We start from the raw sequence: 21,889 nt of genomic DNA, 5'->3' as shown, positions 1-21,889 counted from the left end.
AGGCGAACGCGCATGAATTCAACCCATGAGAAGCTTGCACAATCGCTAAAGCTGACGCTGGATGAGGATCAATTGACGAACTGTATGCGCTGCGGGTTTTGCCAGACCGCCTGTCCGACCTTCCTCGAGACAGGGCTCGAAGCTGCCTCCCCCCGCGGGCGGATCGCGCTTATGAAAGCGGTTGTGGATGGTTTGATGGAGCCGGATGAGAGCTTTCGGAGCCAGATGGATCTATGTCTGGGCTGTAGAGCCTGTGAGCCTGCTTGTCCTTCCGATGTGAAATATGGCCAGCTGATCGAGCAGACCCGGGCAGCCATTGCGGCCGAGAAGCCTTATTCTATGCCGGTACGAGTCGTCCGAAAAACGTTCCTACAAGGGATATTCCCGCATCGCGGAAGACTGAAGCTGATCGGCAAGACGCTTTCGTTCTACCAGAAATCCGGCCTTCAAAAGTTTGCGCGCAGTTCCGGAGCCATGAAGCTGTTTCCCGACCATCTCCAACAGCTGGAGAAGGCACTGCCTCCCGTAATGGGCGACGGCCTGGAAGAGCTGTGGAGCAAGGCTGGCTTGCCCTACCGCCGCGAGACGACAGACAGCGGTTCAAGGCTAATGGTTATCCCTGCGGCTGGGGCTAAGGTTGGCCGGGTCGGGATGTTCCGTGGCTGCATTATGGATGTCATGTTTGCATCCACGAACGTGAACACCGTACGGCTGCTGCGGCAGGCCGGGTTCGAAATTGTCATTCCGGAGGAGCAGGTATGCTGCGGAGCGCTGCATGCGCATGCTGGTGAGATGGGCGATGCCAAGCGGCTGGCCGGTCAGAACATATGGGCTTTCGGGGAAGCGGACGTGGATTACATTGCAAGCAATGCAGGAGGTTGTGGCGCTCTGCTGAAGGAATACGATCATCTGATGCATGCAGAACCGGATGAGCGGCTTCAGCAAGCGGCGATTCGTTTTGCAGATCAGGTGAAGGACATCTCCGAGCTGCTGCACAGCCTCGGTCGGCCGCTTACGCCGATTCAGGCGGAAAGCCCGCAGAACGGGGCCATAACCGTCACCTATCAGGACTCTTGCCACTTGCGCAATGTGATGAGGGTACAAGGCGAGCCGCGCCAGCTGATGGAGCTGCTTCCGGCTGTACAGATGTGCGAGCTTCAGGGGGCCGAGGTATGCTGCGGTTCCGCCGGCATTTATAATTTGACCCAGACGGAAATGTCGACCACGCTTCTGGATCACAAGATGGAACATGTGGAGGCTACCGGAGCCAAGGTCATCGTGACTTCGAACCCGGGATGCCTGCTGCAGATGAAGTGGGGGATCGAGCGTGCCGGTATGCAAAAAAATGGCGTAGAAGCTGTTCATCTTGTGGATTTTCTGGCAGAGCAGGTGCTGATTGAGGATAAGCGTGACTAATTGTACAAATGGGGCAACTTCATGGTCATTATGATCGTGGGGATGCCCTTTTTAGCCTGATTATCATAATTCAGGGTGTCTGTTGCGGCCATTTATTATATATAATGGTTCCGGACCAGCATTAATCCTATCAGTACTATGATATAAGGATCGGTAAAGTGATATAAGGATCGGTAAAGTGATATAAGGATGGATACAGTGATATAAGGCAACGAACCGGTTTACATCGTTTCCTATCAACGGTATGGTAGACCGATGGGGGGAGTTCTCCCTCACTGGGTTCACATTAGTACGTATAAGCAAAATGCAATCATGCGAGGAGGAGAGCGATACCATGAAAGAGAGTTTTGATCCGTCACTCATAGACCGATTGGAAAGTCCGGAAAGGAAGAAGGAGTTACCGGCATCTTCGCTGCTAGAGAAGCTCCAAGTGAGCGACGGGGTGGATGTCCTTGACGTCGGGGCAGGTACCGGCTATTTTTCCATACCGGCAGCCGAGTTAACGACAGGCACGGTTTACGCGCTGGATACCGAGCCAGCCATGCTGGACATGATGCGGGGGCGTGCACAGGAACAGGGACTCACGAATATTAAGGTGATGGAAGGCATGTTGGAAAAGCTTCCTTTTCAGCAAGAAGCTGTGGATCGAGTCATCGCTTCCCTGATCCTTCATATCACCGATCAGCTGGAAGAGTCCATCCGCCAGATGGCAAGAGTGCTGCGACCAGGAGGACGATGCTTGTGTCTGGAGTGGCAAGAGGATCCGGCTGAGAAGCGGGTTCCCCGTCCGAACCGGGTTGATCCGCATGTGATGAAGGCTTTGTTGGAGCAAGCAGGGCTTCATGTGGAAGGCATCGAGTATCCTACAGAGCGTCATTATCTGATTATCGCCAGTAAATAGCCAATGTCGATGAAGCCTCTTGCTGGATGAACTCTCCCCTTTAAATCGACCGCCGTCTAGTGCCGCCTCACCACGTTTTGTGGAGGTGGATCCCAGATCGGTGCATTTATTGAGACAGCTGGAACATTTTGGGGGAGGGGGCCGTCTAAGGTTTGAGGTGATTCATTGATGAGAAAATCCATGGTTATGATCCTGCTTAGCTGCTTGCTGCTGCTCGTGAGTCTGTACACGGTCAAACCAGCCAACGTATTTGCCTGTTCTTGTGCAGGACCGCCAACGGTTGAGGAGAGCTTGGAACGGAGTGCAGCAATATTTGCAGGCAAAGTGACCAAGCTGGTTGGCCCGAAGCCGAAGTTGGTGATGTCATCCGCAGATCCGGTTCATGTTATGTTAGAGGTAACGGAAGTATGGAAGGGCGAATTAGCTGGAATGACGGAGCTTACAACAGCTATGTCATCAGCTAGCTGCGGTTATGATCAATTTGCCGTAGGGAGCGAATTCCTGGTGTTCGCATCTGTAGAATCGGGTCAGCTGAGAACAGGGATGTGTGATGGTACGAAGCTCCTCTCCACCGCAGGCAAAGAGCTAACCGAGCTTGGAGATGGATACCCTCCAGAAGATGCATCTGCTCGGGGATCAGGACCCGGTACGCTTGCCGAGGGCGTGCCTCCAGGTGAAGGCGAGAATGCAGGTCAATCTCCATTCTTACTGAAGCCCATCATGTGGGGAGCTGCAGTAGTGCTGCTGGCTGCGGGGGTATGGCTTTATTTTTGGAGGAAGAAAAGAGAAATATAAAGGGAATGTAAAATGTTTACTCCTGTAACCTATTTTCGAGTTGAAACTTTATCGCCATTGTCGGGGTAAAGTTTTTTTTGTATCCTTTGGTCTTTTTGATACGTATGTATGGTAGAGCTTGCGATATTGCGTTTGCGGTTGAGGTGATTTCGGCTGCCCTTGCCCTTGCTCTGACGCTGCCGGAACCCGGCCTCACGAATATCGGGGGCATGGACGGCGAATAATGAACATAGGAAAAAAGAGAGGAATTGTGATCTGGCGTGTAAAATTATCGTTTCTGCGCAACCTTACATTCCGCGTATAAACAGAAGGAAGACATTCCCAACGGAAATGATTGAGGTTCCCTTGGCTTCGGAGTAGAATAAGATGAGGTAGGGCGCTTTTCGCTTTTCTTTTTTTGGACACAAGACAAGAAGAAAAAGCAGATACACCTTGTGATTGTGAATCAGCCTTATTGGCCGGGGAGTGAGGAGAGGCAGGTGCCTGTCTTCAAGAATCTTCGGTCAGCTAAGGCTTTTTGATTTGAATAGGAGATAACAGCCATATGAGAAGGAGTGAGCAGGATTGATAATCCTCAAAACACAAGAACAAATTGCCAAGATGAATAAGGCTGGGGACATTCTCGCCGAATGCCACCGGCAGATTGCCAAGATGATTAAACCGGGCGTGACGACACTTGAGATTGATCAATTTGTCGAGCGGTTTCTGGCAGAGCGCGGCGCGACACCGGAGCAGAAGGGATATCACGGATATCCTTTTGCCACCTGCGCGTCGGTTAATGACGTGATTTGCCATGGTTTTCCGAGCAATGAGCCATTGAAGGACGGGGATATCGTTACCATTGATATGGTGGTGAAGTATGATGGCTGGCTCGCCGATTCCGCTTGGTCCTATCCGGTCGGAAACGTGTCCGAGGAAGCGCAGCATCTGCTGGACGTAACGAAGAAATCCCTGTATCTTGGCATTGAGCAAGCGGTGATCGGCAATCGAATCGGAGACATTTCCCATGCGATTCAAACCTATGCGGAATCCCAAAATTTATCGGTCGTCCGCCACTTCGTGGGGCACGCCATCGGCGAAAATATGCATGAGGAGCCGCAAGTACCGCATTACGGCCCGCCCAATCGCGGGACACGGCTTAAAGAGGGCATGGTCATCACCATTGAACCGATGCTGAATCTTGGCACATATCAATGCAAGATCGATTCAGACGGATGGACCGCGAGAACGGTGGACGGCAAATGGTCCGCGCAGTATGAGCATACGCTCGCCATCACAAAGGATGGCCCGGTGATCCTGACGGAACAATAAGATGCGACTCCTTAGGGGCTAACGCTCCGTATGGAGCACGGGATGGTACAATCTATAAGGCTCTGTTCATGGCTTAAAAGAAATGCTCCAACGAAGCAGGCGGAATTGTTCTAAGTGTTCGTCTGAAAGCTTTCCAGAGGAAAGCTAGCATCGGAAGCATACGCTGCCACCAGATTTCAACGATGTAATATCGTGATTCAAAGGAAATCTGTGGGCAACAGCGATCGGAAGAACAATCCGCATGCGAAGTGGGGTGTTATCTCTCAGATTTCGACATCTGCGAATAGACACTAAAGTGAATTTGTCCTTTAAGGGTTATGAGACAGACTCCAACGGAGAAGGCGGAATTGTTCTGTAGAAGCGAAGCGTTCGCCTTTGCCACCGGATTTCTACGATTATGATCGATGATTCAAAGGAAATCTGGGGGCAACAGCGATCGGAAGAACAATCCGCATGCGGAGTGGCGTGTTATCTCTCAGATTTCGACATCTGCGAATAGACGCCACTCTGAGTTTTTCTTATAATAGAGTAATCATTTTACAAGCGAAGGGAACATGGAACATGACGATACGAAAAGCACTAACAGTAGCGGGCTCCGATACGAGCGGCGGCGCTGGCATCCAGGCTGACCTGAAGACGTTTCAGGAATTTGACGTATACGGTATGACCGCACTGACCACGATTGTCTGCATGGAACCAAAGACATGGGATCATCAGGTTTTCCCGGTGGCGCTAGATATTGTAGAAACACAGTTGAAAACCGTGCTCGAGGGCATTGGCATCGACGCCATGAAGACCGGCATGCTCGGATCCGTAGAGATCATCGAGCTTGTGTCCCAGTATATCGACCGCTATAATCTAGAACGGATTGTCATCGATCCGGTGATGGTCTGCAAAGGCACGGATGAAGTGCTGCAGCCGGAAAATACGGAAGCGATGCTGGAGTTCCTTCTCCCGCGCGCTGATCTGGTAACGCCAAACCTGTTCGAGGCGTCCCAACTGGCCAAGTCTGGCCCGATCACGACCCTGGATCAAATGCAGGAGGCTGCGGCCATTATTCATGAGCGCGGCGCGAAGAATGTGCTGATTAAAGATAGAGGCAAGATCCGCGAAGGCAAAGCGATGGACCTGCTCTATGACGGAAACAACTTTGAATGGTTCGAGGCTGATACCATCGTAACGAAGTACACCCATGGCGCGGGCTGCACGTCATCCGCTTCCATTACAGCTAATCTTGCTAAAGGCTTGACCGTTCGCGAGTCGGTACAGCAAGCGAAGGCATTCATTACCCAAGCCATCTCCAATGGCTTCCCACTGAATGAATTCGTAGGTCCGACAAGACATTCCGCGCATCGCAGTTTATCTGCAAATTAAACAAAATACATTTTTTTGCAAGCTTATTCATGGATGAAATTCGGCTTGCAGAGAGTGACCCCAAACCTTTCTTCCAAGAAGAAAGGTTTTTTTGTTGTTAGTTGAACTCGCTGCATATAGTGTATAGGAGCAAAGGCATGCTTCGTTTTACGCGTTTTTTCGGGAGGGATAGGGCGGCTTAGGTCCTTTCCAGTATAATTATGTGCTATACTTTATACAGGGTCTGATAGAAACAGGAAGAAAATGTTTAGGGGTTGAGACATGTTTCAGGACATTTTGGATTTTTTGATCAAGTTTGGTCCATGGGGATTGTTTATTCATTCGTTTGCTGATGCTGTAATTTTTCCGGTTCCCGCCTTTTTTCTGCAGGTTTCGCTAAGCATCATGCATCCGCAGAATGCGCTGTGGCTTGCAACGTATGGCTTTATCGGGTGCTTGCTGGGGACGCCGCTGGGTTATTTAATCGGAAAGCTGCTTGGGAAGTCGGTACTATACAAGATTTTGAAAAAAGAGTGGATTGACTCTGCTACGAACATGTTTCAGAAAAACGGCGAGGCCGCCATATTGATTGGTTCCTTCACGCCGGTACCCTTTAAGGTGTTCACGATTCTATCGGGGTGCTTGAACTTCCCGTTATGGAGACTTCTTGCTTATGCCGCTATAGGCAGAGCTACCAAGTTTTATGTGGTAGGTACCTTGTTTTACCTGTACGGTAACGCGGCAGAAGGTATGGTTAAGGATGTATCGTTATATATTGCGCTTATTGCGGTTCCGCTTCTGTTGATCGGTGTGTACTTTAACCGCAAACGCAAGCGTAAGAAAATGGAGCAGGAAAAGCTGGCTGAATCTACTATCGAATCTAGCCCCGCTGTGGTCGAAAAGACGGTGCTGGAGCAGACGTCGGACCAGACTCCATCCGCTTAATGCTAAACATGACGCGGGGGGTTACCCCCGCGAGGAACATACAAAAAAGCAGCCGGGTGAGAGCCCGGCTGCTTTTTTCCAAGGTATCAGAGAAACATATTTATATGATAGCTACATATTTCAGTATTAACCCGTTTTTCCGAATCTGAAGAACTTGCCTCGGCCTTTCGTTGTCACAGGAGTAAACGTCGGTGATGGGGATAGCGGGGATGTCATGTCTTGAGCAAGATACCCGTGGAGAGGTCCACGGTAGACTTCATTCAACTGCGATGAATGGGAGAAATCCTCCGGCGTTACAAGATGACAAGGCTTGTTCACAGGCCGCAGGCCTGCTTGCTCCAGCACCGTAGCAACAAAGTGGGAGCAGAAGAAAGCATCGTCACGATCAATATGAATCCGAAACAATATACCCAGCAGCCCTAGCAGATTATATTTGTAGCGGTCCTGATCACGCATCATCTCTTTGACAAGGTTGTGCATGCGTTGATAGTCTTCATTACTAACGCGGAAACGATATACCGCGCATTCCGAAGTGTAGAAGAAGGGGTCGCGTAGATTCTCGCGAACTAAACCGCCGTCAAACGGGTTGTTCGCCTTCTTTCGCCCAAAGCTGTACACTTCGCGTAATTCGGAATCAAACGCGATGGATGCATGGTTGAGTGGGGCCTTCGTGAAATATTGGATCATTCTGCTGAACCAGGTGCCCGTGCCTGTAAGCACAATCCAAATATCTTGTTCCGTGTACATACTCGCAAACTCCTTTGTTAACGGTCCTAACGACTAGCAATTGTAAATGACTTGCTTTCTTTCACAATAAACGAAAAAGCCATAGCGTTCAAGTCAAAAAAAACCATTTTCTCTCAGTTTCACTAGAATAGCGCTGGAATTGCCACCAAAAATTAGAAACCCCATAACAATATATTCGCCCCATGTCCAAATTATCCTTTGGTTTGCTTTATTTATATTTTTCAACAGGCGAGAGGAAAGGAGAAGCAAACCGATATCTCGAAATATGTAAAACGATTGAACAATGAAAGACAGGAGGATCTCCAAACGATGATGAATAGTGAATGTCTCAGCTATGATTTTATGGTCCAAGCGATTGAAGTAGCGCCGATTGGAACCGTATTCATCGATTCAGAGGGGAGCATTATCACAATTAATCCCGCTGCTTGCGTCATGCTGGGGTATGAGGCGGAAGAGTGTCTGCACCATCCCTATTACAATTGGATTTATCCGGAAGATGTGAATAAGGACAAAGATAGGATGGAGAAGCTAGTGTCGGGTAAGACCGCTTCTTTGCAATTGGAGAAGAGACTGATACATAAACAAGGCGATATCAGGTGGGTATCTTGTATGCTAAGCATAGCTCGTAGCAGGGAAGGAAGAACACTTGGCTATGTGGCGCATTTTACGGATATTACCGATATGAAAAAGGCCGCCCATCAAGAAGAGGAGCGGCTGATCCAGTCCGATAAGCTGTCCATGGCCGGTCAACTTGCGGCAGGGATCGCCCATGAAATCCGTAACCCCATGACTTCCATCAAAGGGTTCGTGCAGCTCATTCGCTCCGGCGCCGGCCGGAAGGATGAATATTTCGATATTATCTCCTCGGAGATCGAAAGGATCGAACTGATCGTAAGTGAGCTTCTGTTTTTGGCGAAGCCGCAAAGCGTGAAATTCGAGCGTGCCGATATCCGGCAGCTCCTGGACCAAGTGATTACTCTATTAAATACGCAGGCCATCATACATAACGTCGAGATTATAACGGATTTCGGAGAGCGAGAGGCCAATGTCGAGGGTGATGTGAATCATCTGAAGCAGGTGTTCATCAATTTTATTAAAAATGCCGTGGAATCCATGCCGGGTGGCGGGGAGTTGACCATTCGGCTGGAGAGAAGCGATGACCATACTGTGGCCATCCATTTTACGGATAATGGCTGCGGGATTCCAGAAGCAATCCTCTCTCGTCTCGGGGAACCGTTCTTCACCACGAAGGAGAAAGGCAATGGCCTGGGCTTCATGATCAGCAAAAAAATGATCGAGGATCACAAGGGGCAGGTTCATGTATCCAGCAAGCTTCACGAGGGAACGACCATAAAGGTAATTCTGCCACTCAGCATAATCTAGCTTGACCAGGCGTATGGTTCGCTCTACATTATAGAAAGATATAGGAGAGGGGGCGGCCAACATGGGCAATATGCAATTGTTAAAAGAGCCGAAGCGGCGCAAGCTGCTGTTCAGTGCGGGTGCCAGCTGGATGTTCGATGCGATGGATGTCGGGATGATTTCATTTGTTGTTGCGGCGCTGGCAGCGGAATGGTCGCTGAGCTCGCAGCAGGTAGGGATACTGACAAGTACCACATCGATCGGAATGGTATTCGGCGCGGCCATGGCTGGATTCTTGGCTGATAAGTATGGACGGAAAAATATTCTGCTGTGGACGCTGCTCATATTCTCGATCGCGAGCGGTCTTTCCGCGCTGGCTACCGGGTTTATCATGCTGTGTTTGATGCGCTTTATTGCCGGCTTCGGACTTGGCGGAGAGCTTCCCGTTGCATCCACGCTGGTATCAGAAAGCATGCCGGTTCATGAACGGGGAAGAGCGGTTGTGCTGTTGGAAAGCTTCTGGGCGGCAGGCTGGATACTATCTGCACTCATCGCTTACTTTGTCATCCCGGATTACGGCTGGCGGGCTGCTTTTGTTATTGGAGCTCTGCCTGCTTTTTATGCGCTCTATCTGCGGCGTGCCATCGAGGATTCGCCAAGATATCTTGAGCAGAAAGCTAAGGCAGCCCCTAAGCTGACCTTTGGGCAGCGAGTGGCTTCGGTCTGGTCGGTTGAACATCGGCGTACGAGCATTATGCTGTGGGTGCTGTGGTTTACGGTCGTATTCTCGTATTACGGCATGTTCCTGTGGCTTCCGACCGTTATGGTCGATAAAGGGTTCAGTCTGGTCCGAAGCTTTCAGTATGTGTTGATTATGACGCTTGCCCAGCTGCCGGGTTATTTTACGGCCGCGTACTTTATAGAAAAGTTCGGGCGGAAATTCGTTCTCGTTACCTATTTGGTGCTTACGGCCTTTAGCGCCATCTGGTTTGGTTATGCCAACACGGAAGGTTCGCTGCTGGCAGCAGGCATTTCCTTGTCATTCTTCAATCTGGGAGCATGGGGAGGTTTATATGCCTACAGTCCGGAACTCTATCCGACCAAGGTTCGTTCAACGGGGGTTGGGCTTGCAACGTCGTTTGGACGGATCGGCGGCGTTATTGCACCGCTGCTCGTCGGGGTGTTGAAGCAAAATGGCACCCGGATCGAATTCATTTTCGTGATGTTTTTCGTGACCATCCTGATCGGTGCGCTCGGCGTACTCGTACTTGGCAAGGAAACGAAAGGGCTGGAGCTTGCGGACTAAGGCTGGAGACCGCGTTTAGATGATTTTATTCTTGCGATATCAGGAAGGACATGCTTAGAAGTGTATACTTTCTGATATCTGAAAAAGGGTGGATCCGAAGGTTTAAATGACCTTGGATCCACCCTTTTCATGTTGAGATACGGTTAAGGCTCAGAGTGACCGGAGCCTTATACTTCCATTATGGAAGGCATAATGTACGGGCTGCGGCCCAGTTCCCTTTTAAAATAACGGTTGAGTGTGTTGTTTGTCATCTGTTCCCAGGCAGCCCGGTTGTATTCGCGCTGTTCACCGGCTTTGTTCAGCTGCTTGCGCAGCATCGCTTCAGCTCTGCGTAGAAGAGGCTTGGAGTCCTGCATATATACAAACCCACGGGTAATCAGCTCCGGCCCGGAGAGCAGCTTGCGCGTCTCGCGATTGATGGTGATGGCGACGATGACAACGCCATCGTGAGCGAGCTGTACTCGTTCCTCAAGCAATTCCTTCTCATGGGTACGCAGCTCTCCATTGTTGATGTAGACGTCTCCGGAGGGGATGTTCCGGCCTTTACGCGCATAGTTGCGGAATAGGGACAGCGTATTCCCAATGTTCATCAAATAAACATTGCTGTCGGCAACCCCAACCTGCACGGCGAGGTGACGATGATTGAGCATCATCCGGTATTCCCCGTGGATCGGCACAAAATACTTGGGACGCAAGCTGCTGATCATAAGCTTCAAATCCTCGCGGCAGCCGTGACCCGAAGTGTGGATATCGAGAATGGAGCCGTATTTAACTTCTGCTCCTGCCCGCATCAAGAGATCGATGCTGCGATTGACGTTCTGGGTATTCCCAGGAATCGGCGAAGACGAGAAAATAACGGTATCCTCCGGATGAATCTGGATCGAACGATGGGCACCTGATGCGATGCGTGTCAGTGCCGCATTAGGCTCGCCCTGACTACCTGTACAAATAATCAGCACCTGGTCATCGCGATAACGATTAACGGCTTTCACATCAATCATCATGCCGTCCGGCACGCGAATATAACCAAGCTCCTGACCAATCACAAATACCTTCTCCATGCTGCGGCCGACGATGGCGATTTTGCGGCCTGTTCTGGTGGCAGCTTCAACAACCTGCTGCAGACGATGAACGTTCGAAGCGAAGGTGGCAAACAGGATCCGTCCGGGACATTCCCGGAACAGACGCAGAATGGAATCGCCGACGGTGCGTTCAGAAGGGGTAAACCCGTCCCGCTCGCTATTGGTACTGTCAGCCATCAGGGCCAGGACGCCACGCGCGCCGATATGCAGAATTTTATGCAGATTGGCAGGCTTGTCCTCCGGCGTAAAGTCAAATTTAAAGTCTCCGGTATGTACGATCGGCCCGTACGGGGTTTCCACAACGATCCCGAAGGCATCCGGAATGCTGTGGGTGGTTCTAAAGAAATGAACGGAAAGATGACGGAATGAAATCGTTTCGTCTTCATGGAATATGCGCAGATCACTCTGATCCAGCAGCCGATGCTCCTCCAGCTTCGCACGAACCAGGCCGATGGTCAGTGCCCCGCCATAGATCGGCATCTGGATTTGACGAAGCACATAGGGAATAGCCCCAATATGATCTTCATGTCCATGGGTCAGGAACATACCCTTTACTTTATGTTTGTTATCCAGTAAATAACGAATGTCCGGAATAATATAATCGACGCCACTCATTTCGGCATCCGGGAATTTCAGCCCGGCATCGATGATAATAATCTCATTTTTGAATTCCACACCGTACATGTTCTTGCCGATTTCTCCAAGCCCCCCCAGCGCAAAGATGCGCACGGGTGGAGCGGAAGGCCTCGGTTTTTTGGCGGGTTTGGCAGTTTGAATCTGATCTGTTAACAGGGGTTTAGACATAATGTGAAAGAATCCTCTCTATGGTAATTAAGGCATAAGCCTGGTCATTTTAATTTCTTCTCTACTTAAGATATCAGAAAGTTCAAGCTTTTGGGAAACGCTTTTCAAAATTCATGTGCATTTCGCACGAGACAGTCACCTATTTTTACCCACTCTTATATGCTGTAGCAGAGGGGGTCTCGTGATGAGCGGTTTATTGAGGTTGGACGATATGGATGCTGTCCATGGATTGCAGGAGGAATGGCAGCGGAAAGCGATAACCAAGCTGACCGAGAAAATGACGGACCGTTACGCCAAATTCCCTTGTATTCCCGCAGTGCAAGGACATGCACTGAATCATTTTAGATACGGCTTTATTCATCAAGGCGAATCACAGGCCGCGGCGGAACAGCTTGCTGCTCTGCTGCGCGAGTACGGGCTCGGCTCCAGGGACTTCGGGCCATATACTTCACTTGTCGTCATGATCTGTACGGAGCATGGCCGCGATAGCCTGGAAGGCGCCCAATATTATGAGCGCTTGTTCTGGCAGCTGTTAAGCCGGACAACCGAATACGATACGGAGCCTTGGCCGGCGGATCTGCCGGAGGAGCCTACGGATCATCTGTGGGAGTTTTGTTTTGCAGGCGAACCTTATTTTGTTTATTGCGGCACACCGGCACATGAGCTTCGCCAGAGCAGATACTTTCCCTACATGATGCTTGCTTTTACGCCTCGTTGGGTTCTGAAGCAGTTCAATGCCCGAACAAGGCAAGCAGAACACACCAAGGGATTGATTCGTCAGCGGTTAGCCAAATATGATCCCGTACCACCGCACCCTGACTTGAAGTTCTACGGGGCGGAGGATAACTATGAATGGAAGCAATATTTTTTGCGGGATAACACGGAGTCACTATCGAAATGTCCGTTTGCAAGGCGGCACAAAGAGATCAATCTATAATAAGAGAAATAACACGTTGCTATCATCATACCCTAAATCCGAGTCAGGGTTAAACATGCTTTCTATTTAAGAGCTGCCCCATATGCGGTAATCCGCAGTGGGACAGCTTTTTTTGCGTGGGGCGTTGATAGGTCAAGGTATAGGATTTTGCCCCTGAACAAGTAAATATTATCCTTGTTGTACAAAAAATGACCAAGTTACACTTAAAGTGCGTCATATCACTTCATCTGTATGCGTTAGGAGGTGTGTAAGGTACGGAGCTTTCACTAGCTTTGAAACCGCTTTAATAAACGAAATCAATTGGCGAAGGAGTTGTTTGATGAATGACAAGGTGGTCCAGAATGATGAAAGGATGGATTCTCGGATTCATCGCCGTGCTGGTGATTAGTATGTTCCCTGTGTACGAGGCTCAAGCCGCTGAGGTTTGTACCGAGTCAGCTTGGAGCAGTTCCGCCGTATATGGCGGGGGGAATATTGTATCCTACAACGGCCACGCCTGGAAAGCGAAATGGTGGACACAGGGCGAGGTGCCTGGAACGACTGGACAATGGGGTGTATGGGAGGACCTTGGTGTTTGCACTCCCGGGACACCGCCCGTCGATCCCCCGGTGGATCCGCCAGTAGACCCTCCTGTAGACCCTCCGCTGCCTGGTGATCGTATGTATGTCGCTTACGCGAGCTCTTGGAACACCAGTATTTACGATCTGACGACCGCCAACATCCCCAATTACATCACCCATCTCAATCTTGCATTCGTAAGACCGGACACCACGTATTCCCAAGGGTCCTATGCGTTTGATCAAGCCATTGCAGGCTTGGAATTTGTGGAAGGGGCGACGACGCCGAACGGTCAACGTAAATTTACAGCCCAGCAGTCCCAGGATCTGCGTAACAACATTGCATCTCTCAGAGCCCGCGGAACGAAAGCGTTCCTATCGGTAGGAGGTTGGTCATACAGCCAAGGTTCACAGTGGTCCAGATTCAATGCCAAGAACATTGTGGATTTGGCTCTCGATCTTGGCGCTGCCGGAGTCGACATTGATTGGGAATCCAGCGGCAGCAGCTGCAACAAAGGAACAGCCACCCAGTTCAGCTGCACCAAGGATGGAGAAATCGCGGGCATTATTACGAGTCTCTATAATGAAATTCATGCAAGAAACGCCAATCTGCAGATTTCCATCGCCGGCTGGTCCACGGGCGCTTATTACGTGAAGGGAACGCCGTTTGAAGAAGGCAAGGTCCAATGGGGATCTCCTTTTGGCGGTACCATGTATCGCGTAGTCAAGGATCATGGCAGTAAGATCAACTTCATCAATTTGATGTCCTACGATGGCGGTATTTATTACGATCCGCGTGAAGGATATGAATCGTACAAGGCGATATACAACGGACCTATCAATATGGGCATGCAGATTGCACCGGAGGGATCCGGCGGGGCCGTCCTGCAACTGAATGCCGCACCGGGCACGGTATACGATGCCGACATGATGAACGGTCAGAATAATATTGCAACGCCCTATTATAATGTAGAAACGATGGTGAATTATATTAAGAATAAGGGAAGAGCAAATGATGGATTCATGCTGTGGCAGCTCTGGAAACAGCGGGTTCATCAGCCAGCCCCGTCAGGTGCTGCAAATGAGAACAGCGCGGGCCAGTACGTATGCCGAAATCTGCCGCTTCCGGGGGATTGCAATCAGACCATACCGAGCCTGCCGAAATTATAGTTTTTTCCGATACTCCGAAGGCGTGCAGTCCATAATCTTACGGAAGACCCGAACAAAATAACTGATGTGCCCAAATCCGACATCGAGTGCGATGTCGGATATTTTATTGTCCGGCTGACGAAGGAGTTCCGCTGCCTGGCGAACGCGATAGGAATTCATATAGTCCACAGGCGTTTGCCCGGTCATGGATTTGAAGAAGCGGCAGAACTGGCCTTCGCTCATAGGGATCAGATCAGCCAGCTCACCCAGCCGGATAGGACGGTGATAATGATTCTGGATGTAGAGAATGACTTTCTTCAAGCGTTCCGTTCTCACCATATCCGCTGCTTCGCTCCGGCTCCGGTTGACCAGTCGGCCAGAGGAGGCGGCCTGAAATAACATGAGAAACAGATGTCCCTTAATAGCGACCTCATAACCAGTAGGTTTGTGCTTCGACAGCAGCGTCATTTCCTTTATATGCTGAAGCAGCTGCCCATCGGTCTCGAATGTCATCCATCTTGGAAAGGTGGCTCTCCGCTCCTGAAAGGGAACAATCATCCCTTCTTGTACAAGATCGTAGCTGCTGCTTGCAAGCATTCCGAAATCGAACACCATCGCACAGAAGCTGCACCCTTGATCGCCCCGGGCATGGCCGGTGTGAAGGTCTCCTCCATCGATAAATATCGCTTCACCCGCCCGGACAGGGATATATTCCGAGTCGATCTGAAACAGAACCTCGCCTTCGATCACGTAGAAAATTTCCGCTTCCTTATGCCAATGGGAGTCTACCACATGGGCACCGGGGGCAAATTGATGCCAGTAGGCACCAAACGGGAAGCGTTCATTTCCGTGGACGGTGCTTTCTTTTAACGATTGGCGAAAGGATTGATCCATCATATACCTCCTTGGAATGAATAGCCGCTTGAATGATGTCATCTTATATCAAGATTGTGCTATAAAACAACGTAATACTGTTAGAATGGTCTGAAATAGATCAGTATAATGATATTATAACGCTTACATCTTAAAGTTCAATTTTCATCATATAGAAAGGCGGATTAAAAAATGAAATTTACAGACGGCAATTGGCTTATCCGGGAAGGATATTCCGTTTCGGGAGCGGTTCAGGCTTATGATTTTGCAGTAAAAGGAGACACGTTGACAGCCTATGCCTCCACGGCCCCGATTCCGGGTAGAGGAGCAACCATTAATGCACAGCTGATCACCGTGCAATTTCATTCTCCGGCGCCCGGCGTCATCGGTGTAAAGCTGGTTCACTATGCGGGGGTAAGAGATCGCGGACCTGCATTCGAATTGTACAAACAGGAAGGTGACCATACGGTCATTGAAGAGAATGATCAGGAAGCAATTCTTCGCAGCGGCAATTTGAGCGTTGTGATCAAGAAAGGCCCGGAATGGTCGGTTCACTTCTATAGAGGAGAAGAACGCATTACCGGCAGCAGAGCCAGATCGATGGCACATATCGTGGAAGATGGCGGACAGACCTACATGCGCGAAGAGCTGGATCTTGGCGTAGGCGAGTGGGTATACGGTCTTGGCGAGCGATTCACTTCGTTTGTGAAGAATGGCCAGGTCGTGGATATTTGGAACCAGGATGGTGGAACAAGCTCCGAGCAAGCCTATAAAAATATTCCGTTCTATCTGACGAATAAGGGCTATGGCGTGTTTGTCAACCAACCGGACCTCGTATCCTTTGAAGTGGCATCGGAGAAAGTGAAGAAGGTGCAGTTCAGCGTGCCAGGCGAGTCACTGGAGTACTTTGTTATTGATGGACCGGATCCGAAAGGCGTGCTGGACAAATACACGAACCTGACAGGCAAACCGGCACTGCCGCCGGCTTGGACCTTCGGCTTGTGGCTTTCGACCTCTTTTACAACCCAGTATGACGAAGCAACCGTAAACTCCTTTGTTGACGGTATGCTGGAGCGCGATATCCCGCTGGAAGTGTTCCACTTTGACTGCTTCTGGATGAAGGGGCTCAACTGGACGGACTTCCAATGGGATGAAGAGGTTTTCCCGGATCCTGAAGGCATGCTGAAGCGTTTGAAAGAAAAAGGCTTGAAAATCTGCGTGTGGATCAATCCGTATATCGCGCAGCGCTCACGTCTCTTTGAGGAAGGCCGTGAGAAGGGCTATCTCGTGAAGAAAGCGAATGGTGATGTGTGGCAGTGGAATCTGTGGCAGCCGGGTATGGCGCTGGTGGACTTCACGAATCCGGACGCATGCGAATGGTATGCAGGGTACCTTCGCGAGCTGGCAGATATGGGTGTCGACAGCTTCAAGACGGATTTCGGCGAACGCATTCCGACGGATGTTGTTTATTTTGACGGTTCCGATCCGCATAAAATGCACAATTATTATACACAGCTCTATAACAAAGTGGTCTTTGATGTGCTGGTGGAGAAGTTCGGCAAGAATCAGGCAGCCGTATTTGCACGCTCTGCAACCGTAGGCGGACAGCAGTTTCCTGTTCACTGGGGCGGCGATTGCTATGCGGATTACGAATCGATGGCGGAGAGCCTGCGCGGCGGCTTGTCCCTTGGTCTCGGAGGTTTCGGCTTCTGGAGCCATGACATTGGCGGCTTCGAAAATACGGCTCCGGCGCATGTATTCAAACGCTGGCTGGCATTTGGCTTGCTGTCCAGTCACAGCCGTCTGCACGGCAGCAGCTCTTACCGGGTGCCGTGGTCTTATGACGAGGAGGCAGTGGACGTTACGCGCTTCTTCACGAAGCTGAAGAGCCGTCTGATGCCTTATCTGTTCCATACCGCCGTACAGGCATCGGAGCAAGGGGTGCCAAGCATGCGCGCCATGTTCCTGGAATTCCCGGAAGACCCGGCCGTTGAAATGCTGGATCGTCAATATATGCTGGGAGATTCCCTGCTTGTGGCACCGGTATTCAGCGAGAGCGGCGATGTGAAGTACTATCTGCCGAAGGGCCGCTGGACACATCTGTTAACTGGAGAAACGGTGGATGGCGGAGCTTGGCGCAAGGAAACGTACGGTTTCCTCGGGCTGCCGTTGTTTGTACGCAGCAACTCGTTCCTCGCCTTGGGAGCAACCGACAACCGTCCGGAATATGACTATGCAGACAGAGTTGAACTTGGCTTGTATGCATTGGAAGACGGGAGCGAGGCTTCGGTTACCGTTCGCAACATGAATGGGGAGACCGAACTGGTTGTGCGGGCGGTACGTGCAGGCAGCCGGATTGATTTTGCGGTGGAAGGCAGCGGCAAGCCATTCTCCGTGAAGCTGCATGACATGGGAGCCGTTTCATCTGTGGATGGCTCTGGAGTGAGCCTGCAAGAAGACAGCATTCAAGTGGAAGCCGGACAACTTGCGGTGACCTTCACGGCAGCTCTGGAAGGGTAAGCTCGGTGAACGTCTGTTTGATAAAAGGAAAAAACATAGCGAAGATGAGCCCGGACCAGCCTTATGCTGGAGTCGGGCTTCTTCCATATTTTAGCTGGCCTTGAACAAACGGCAATGCTGATATAATAGGCCTGCGGCAGGTTTATTCACGAATAGTTGTAACCGTTTTCTTTTTAGAGGCTTGCCGAAGATTAAAGGACAGGAGCGAAGACGGTCCGATGTTATCTTATTTCATTCAACTTGTGAATGACATGAAAATCCGCAATAAATTGATATTGTCTTTTGTTGTCGTGGTCTTTGTGCCGGTAGCCATCGTGGGGATATTCCTTACGGGCGAGCTCCGCAAGTTTGCTTTCAACAATGCGTTGGAGCAGGCTTACCAGAACGTGGACCGGGTCAAGAAACGGTCAACTGAAGTCATCAACGTGGCAGACGATTTATCCTATCGGCTATCCTACGACGAGCGTCTGAGAAATCTTGCTAGCCGACAATATGAAAGCGTATACGACGTATTTGTGGCTTACAGGGAGTATCCCGATTTACAGCAGGCGATTCGGATGTACAAGGAAATATCGAATATCCGTTTCTACAGTGAAAACCCCACCATGCTGAACAATTGGGAGTTCCTTTATCCCGAGGATGAAATCAAGAGAACGGAATGGTATCGGCGAGCCGAGGATGATATTGGAGTCATCTACTGGGACTATATTACGGATGAGCGAGATCAGAAGCTTTACCTCAGCTTAATCAAGGGGGTTGATCTTGGAAGCAAGGACAATCGTGGTGTACTGGTGATCAATGTCAATACGGGTATGCTGAACACGATCCTCAGCCAAGAAACGTTCGACACCATTATTGTGGACAGCAATAACAATATTGTCGCCGCTAACCGCCCGGAGCTGTACGGGAAGACGCTAGCCGAGATTCAAGATACCAGCGGGGTTGTATACCGTGCGAGCGGAAGCTATGAATCGGTCATCCATGATGAAGCCTCCAAGGTGCTGATTGAACCGTTGAATACGGAATCCGGAGTTAATGGCCTGCGCATTATTTCCATATTTTCGATTGATAGCATCGTGGCGGACGCCAACCGGATCAGCAAGCTGGCGATGACGGTCATCATCATCAGTCTACTGCTGGCCGTTCTTCTGATCTACAGCTTCTCCTCACTGATCTCTAATCGGCTGCTGCGCCTCAGCAAGCATATTACGAAGGTAGGTATCGGCAACCTCGGCGTTGCGATGGAAATTGACGGCAAGGATGAGATCGGCCAGTTATCCCGCCAATTCAACTCCATGGTCGGTAACATTAATGACCTGATGAACGAAGTGCAGGAGTCCAATGAACAGAAACGGTTAATGGAGCAGAAGCAGAACGAAATTAAATTCAAAATGATGGCCAGTCAGATCAATCCGCACTTTTTGTTTAATGCCTTAGAGTCTATTCGCATGGAGGCGCATCTCAAGGGTGAGGACGAAATCGCCCGGATTGTGCGTCTGCTCGGTAAAATGATGCGAAGCAATCTCGAGATAGGCAGCGGAAAAACAACGATAAAAGACGAGATCGAGATGGTGCAGTGTTATCTGGATATTCAAAAATTCCGCTATGAGGATCGTCTGAAATATGAACTTCTGGTAGATCCCGAAGCCAATCGGGTCAGAATCCCGCCGCTGATCATACAACCGCTTGTGGAGAATGCGGTCATACATGGGATGGATCACAAGGAAGAAGGAACTTTCATCAGGGTGAGGGTCACGGCCAGCGAAGGGAAACTGCACGTCATGACCGAGGATAATGGAGCGGGCATAACCTTGGAGCGATTGCAGATGATCTATGGTTATTTGAACGATACCGATGAGAAGGACGGAGGACGGATCGGGCTCCGAAATGTTCATGTCCGTCTGCAGCTTACCTACGGCCCTGAAGCGGGTCTGATCATTTATAGCGAACCGGGGATTGGAACGCGCATTAAATTCAGTATTCCGACAGGAGGAGAGAGCGATGATGAAAGTGTTAATCGTGGATGACGAACCCAAACTGCGCGAAGGACTGAAGAGCATTGTGCCATGGAACGAGCTTGGATATCAGGTTGTTGGTACCGCAGCGAACGGGAGCGAAGCGTTGGAGAAGCACGGGATGTTTGACCCGGATTTGATGCTGATTGATATCCGAATGCCGGGAATGGACGGATTGCAGCTGATTGAAGCCATCCGAAACCTGGATTCCGAGATTCGCCTGCTCATCCTGAGCGGATATGCTGATTTTGATTATGCCAAACGGGCGATTTCCCATCGCGTGGACGGATACCTATTGAAACCGGTGGATGAGGACGAGCTGAGCAAGTATTTGCTTCAGATTAAAGAAGCCATCGAGCAGGAACAGGAGAGGAAGGCGCTGAATAGGGCAGCCTCCCATATGAGCCGCGAGCAGTTCATTCAGACATGGTTCAATCCGGAGAGTAAGCCCGATCCTGCGGCTTTACGGCATATCGCCGGGCGGTCAGGACTGTTATGGAACCATTACCAAGTGCTGATTATTCATCATAATGGCTACGATGAATCTGGTGAGGGAGCCGACGACCGGTTGAAAAACCAGCTGCTTGAAGCTTTTGAAGAGAACGGCTGCGGCACGGTCTTTTCCATGCATGGACAACTTGGCGTTCTAATGCCCACGCCAGTATTGACCGCAGGAGGGCGGAAGGAATTGCTTCAGACGTTGGAGGATGCTGCCACACTGGCAGGTAGCTCAATTACGGCTTCATTGGGGCGCCAGGTTCATCGTCTGGAGGATATAGCCGATTCGTACCGTTGTGCAAAGGAACGGATTCGCGAACGCTTCTTCTATCCTTCGGGCGAGTTGTTATTCCCTGAATCCAAGCGGTTTGCTGACGACATTACGGATGAAGAGCGGCAACCTTATGATCCGGAGCAGCTGATGGAGCAGCTCTATTACGCTGTAGATGTAGGCAATGTCGAGGTGCAGCGGAAGCTGCTGCATGCTGCCGTGTATGCCATGGTCAATGAGGAGTATACGGAGGAGAGGATGAAGGGGGCGTTCGTGGAGCTCCTCACCGGCGTGCACAACAAGCTGATGCAGCATCAGCCAGAGCTGCAATCCCGCACAAAAGAATATTCGGATCGGATTGCCGCGATATTTCGCCAGCGCACGGCCTATGATTTGTGCCGCCATTCGTCCCAATTCCTGGAGGAGCTGATCTGGCAGGCGGGGGGTGGCGGACGAGATCAGGAGATGAAGCGGATTATGGATCTGATTCAGCGCAATTATAATGAGAATCTTAAACTGGAAACACTGGCCTCCGTATTTAATTACAACAGTGCCTACCTCGGGAAGATGTTCAAGAATACAACCGGAGAATACTTCAATACGTACCTCGATAAGGTCCGGATTAACAAGGCCAAGGATTATCTGAAACAAGGCATGAAGGTATATCAGGTTGCGGAGAAGGTCGGGTATACGAACGTAGATTATTTTCATAGCAAGTTTAAAAAGTACGTTGGTACCTCTCCCTCTAATTTCCGCAAGGAACTGGACCTGTAATTAGTCGTCATTGACGTAACGCTGATTTGCACAACGTGGCCGAGCCCGGATGTGTCCCCGAGGTTATACAGCCTATTGTGACAGAGTATCGCATGAGTAGCCGCAGTGAGCCGGCGCACGGCAAATAGGCTTTAAGCAGCTGCGCATCGATTGATGTCGTATTCTAAAGGTTAATAATTGCTCTTCTCCTATAGCGTTCACTTACCATACAACCAGACTAAACATAAGTACTTTCATATCGTTGCCTTTAAGACGCGACTAAGGTACGCGTCT

17 protein-coding genes are annotated in these 21,889 nt (G+C 50.3%); 14 read left to right on the top strand and 3 right to left on the bottom strand.

What is annotated here, in order from left to right; genetic code table 11:
• The first annotated feature begins 12 nt into the window (after positions 1 to 12).
• From CRG97_RS28890 to CRG97_RS28865, 7 genes are all read left to right on the top strand, one after another.
• Positions 13 to 1,416: a (Fe-S)-binding protein gene (locus tag CRG97_RS28890; RefSeq protein ID WP_098749022.1), complete on the top strand. Its 1,404-nt coding sequence runs from the start codon at positions 13 to 15 to the stop codon at positions 1,414 to 1,416.
• 334 nt (positions 1,417 to 1,750) lie between these two features.
• Complete coding sequence (locus CRG97_RS28885) at positions 1,751 to 2,317, top strand: class I SAM-dependent methyltransferase (RefSeq protein WP_098749021.1); 567 nt, start codon at positions 1,751 to 1,753, stop codon at positions 2,315 to 2,317.
• Positions 2,318 to 2,485: 168 nt separating this feature from the next.
• Positions 2,486 to 3,112 (top strand): hypothetical protein, encoded by a 627-nt coding sequence (locus CRG97_RS28880; protein WP_237566613.1) that lies wholly within the window; start codon positions 2,486 to 2,488, stop codon positions 3,110 to 3,112.
• Positions 3,113 to 3,189: 77 nt separating this feature from the next.
• Positions 3,190 to 3,336: a hypothetical protein gene (locus tag CRG97_RS33410; RefSeq protein WP_202619019.1), complete on the top strand. Its 147-nt coding sequence runs from the start codon at positions 3,190 to 3,192 to the stop codon at positions 3,334 to 3,336.
• A gap of 340 nt (positions 3,337 to 3,676) precedes the next feature.
• The gene (gene map, locus CRG97_RS28875) at positions 3,677 to 4,423 is read left to right on the top strand and encodes a type I methionyl aminopeptidase (protein ID WP_098749019.1); all 747 of its coding nucleotides are present in this window, start codon (positions 3,677 to 3,679) and stop codon (positions 4,421 to 4,423) included.
• 561 nt (positions 4,424 to 4,984) lie between these two features.
• On the top strand, positions 4,985 to 5,797 hold the full coding sequence (gene pdxK, locus CRG97_RS28870; protein WP_098749018.1) for a pyridoxine/pyridoxal/pyridoxamine kinase: 813 nt from the start codon (positions 4,985 to 4,987) through the stop codon (positions 5,795 to 5,797).
• 261 nt (positions 5,798 to 6,058) lie between these two features.
• The gene (locus tag CRG97_RS28865; protein ID WP_076325346.1) at positions 6,059 to 6,721 is read left to right on the top strand and encodes a YqaA family protein; all 663 of its coding nucleotides are present in this window, start codon (positions 6,059 to 6,061) and stop codon (positions 6,719 to 6,721) included.
• Positions 6,722 to 6,847: 126 nt separating this feature from the next.
• On the opposite strand, the gene CRG97_RS28860 is transcribed toward CRG97_RS28865, so the two are convergent.
• Positions 6,848 to 7,468, bottom strand: a complete 621-nt coding sequence (locus CRG97_RS28860; RefSeq protein ID WP_098749017.1) for a hypothetical protein — start codon at positions 7,466 to 7,468, stop codon at positions 6,848 to 6,850.
• 309 nt (positions 7,469 to 7,777) lie between these two features.
• Between CRG97_RS28860 and CRG97_RS28855 the strand changes: the two genes are divergently transcribed.
• Together CRG97_RS28855 and CRG97_RS28850 are read left to right on the top strand one after the other, a co-directional pair.
• Positions 7,778 to 8,851: an ATP-binding protein gene (locus tag CRG97_RS28855; protein ID WP_098749016.1), complete on the top strand. Its 1,074-nt coding sequence runs from the start codon at positions 7,778 to 7,780 to the stop codon at positions 8,849 to 8,851.
• Between the two features lie 61 nt (positions 8,852 to 8,912).
• Positions 8,913 to 10,136, top strand: a complete 1,224-nt coding sequence (locus tag CRG97_RS28850) for an MFS transporter (protein WP_098749015.1) — start codon at positions 8,913 to 8,915, stop codon at positions 10,134 to 10,136.
• A gap of 167 nt (positions 10,137 to 10,303) precedes the next feature.
• Here the strand turns inward: CRG97_RS28850 and rnjA are convergent, their stop codons facing one another.
• Positions 10,304 to 12,022 (bottom strand): ribonuclease J1, encoded by a 1,719-nt coding sequence (rnjA, locus tag CRG97_RS28845; RefSeq protein WP_098749014.1) that lies wholly within the window; start codon positions 12,020 to 12,022, stop codon positions 10,304 to 10,306.
• Positions 12,023 to 12,206: 184 nt separating this feature from the next.
• On the opposite strand from rnjA, the gene CRG97_RS28840 reads away from it, so the two are divergent.
• Both CRG97_RS28840 and CRG97_RS28835 read left to right on the top strand, forming a co-directional pair.
• Complete coding sequence (locus tag CRG97_RS28840; protein WP_098749013.1) at positions 12,207 to 12,959, top strand: YqcI/YcgG family protein; 753 nt, start codon at positions 12,207 to 12,209, stop codon at positions 12,957 to 12,959.
• A gap of 341 nt (positions 12,960 to 13,300) precedes the next feature.
• A complete protein-coding gene (locus tag CRG97_RS28835; protein WP_237566612.1) occupies positions 13,301 to 14,686 on the top strand; it encodes a glycosyl hydrolase family 18 protein in 1,386 nt (461 codons plus the stop codon).
• On the opposite strand, the gene CRG97_RS28830 is transcribed toward CRG97_RS28835, so the two are convergent.
• On the bottom strand, positions 14,681 to 15,559 hold the full coding sequence (locus tag CRG97_RS28830; protein ID WP_098749011.1) for a helix-turn-helix transcriptional regulator: 879 nt from the start codon (positions 15,557 to 15,559) through the stop codon (positions 14,681 to 14,683). The genes CRG97_RS28835 and CRG97_RS28830 overlap by 6 nt on opposite strands.
• A 171-nt stretch (positions 15,560 to 15,730) precedes the next feature.
• Between CRG97_RS28830 and yicI the strand changes: the two genes are divergently transcribed.
• From yicI to CRG97_RS28815, 3 genes are all read left to right on the top strand, one after another.
• On the top strand, positions 15,731 to 18,058 hold the full coding sequence (gene yicI / locus CRG97_RS28825; RefSeq protein ID WP_098749010.1) for an alpha-xylosidase: 2,328 nt from the start codon (positions 15,731 to 15,733) through the stop codon (positions 18,056 to 18,058).
• 218 nt (positions 18,059 to 18,276) lie between these two features.
• Positions 18,277 to 20,085: a cache domain-containing sensor histidine kinase gene (locus tag CRG97_RS28820; RefSeq protein WP_098749009.1), complete on the top strand. Its 1,809-nt coding sequence runs from the start codon at positions 18,277 to 18,279 to the stop codon at positions 20,083 to 20,085.
• Positions 20,060 to 21,616, top strand: coding sequence for a response regulator transcription factor (locus tag CRG97_RS28815; RefSeq protein WP_098749008.1), 1,557 nt, complete (start codon positions 20,060 to 20,062; stop codon positions 21,614 to 21,616). The genes CRG97_RS28820 and CRG97_RS28815 overlap by 26 nt, the downstream gene beginning before the upstream one ends.
• The last annotated feature ends 273 nt before the right edge of the window (positions 21,617 to 21,889 follow it).

The sequence above is a fragment of the Paenibacillus sp. EZ-K15 genome (assembly GCF_002573715.1).
Lineage (GTDB): Bacteria > Bacillota > Bacilli > Paenibacillales > Paenibacillaceae > Paenibacillus_AQ.
Note: the sequence above shows the minus strand (reverse complement) of the source record. Positions and strands in the feature narration are given on the sequence as shown.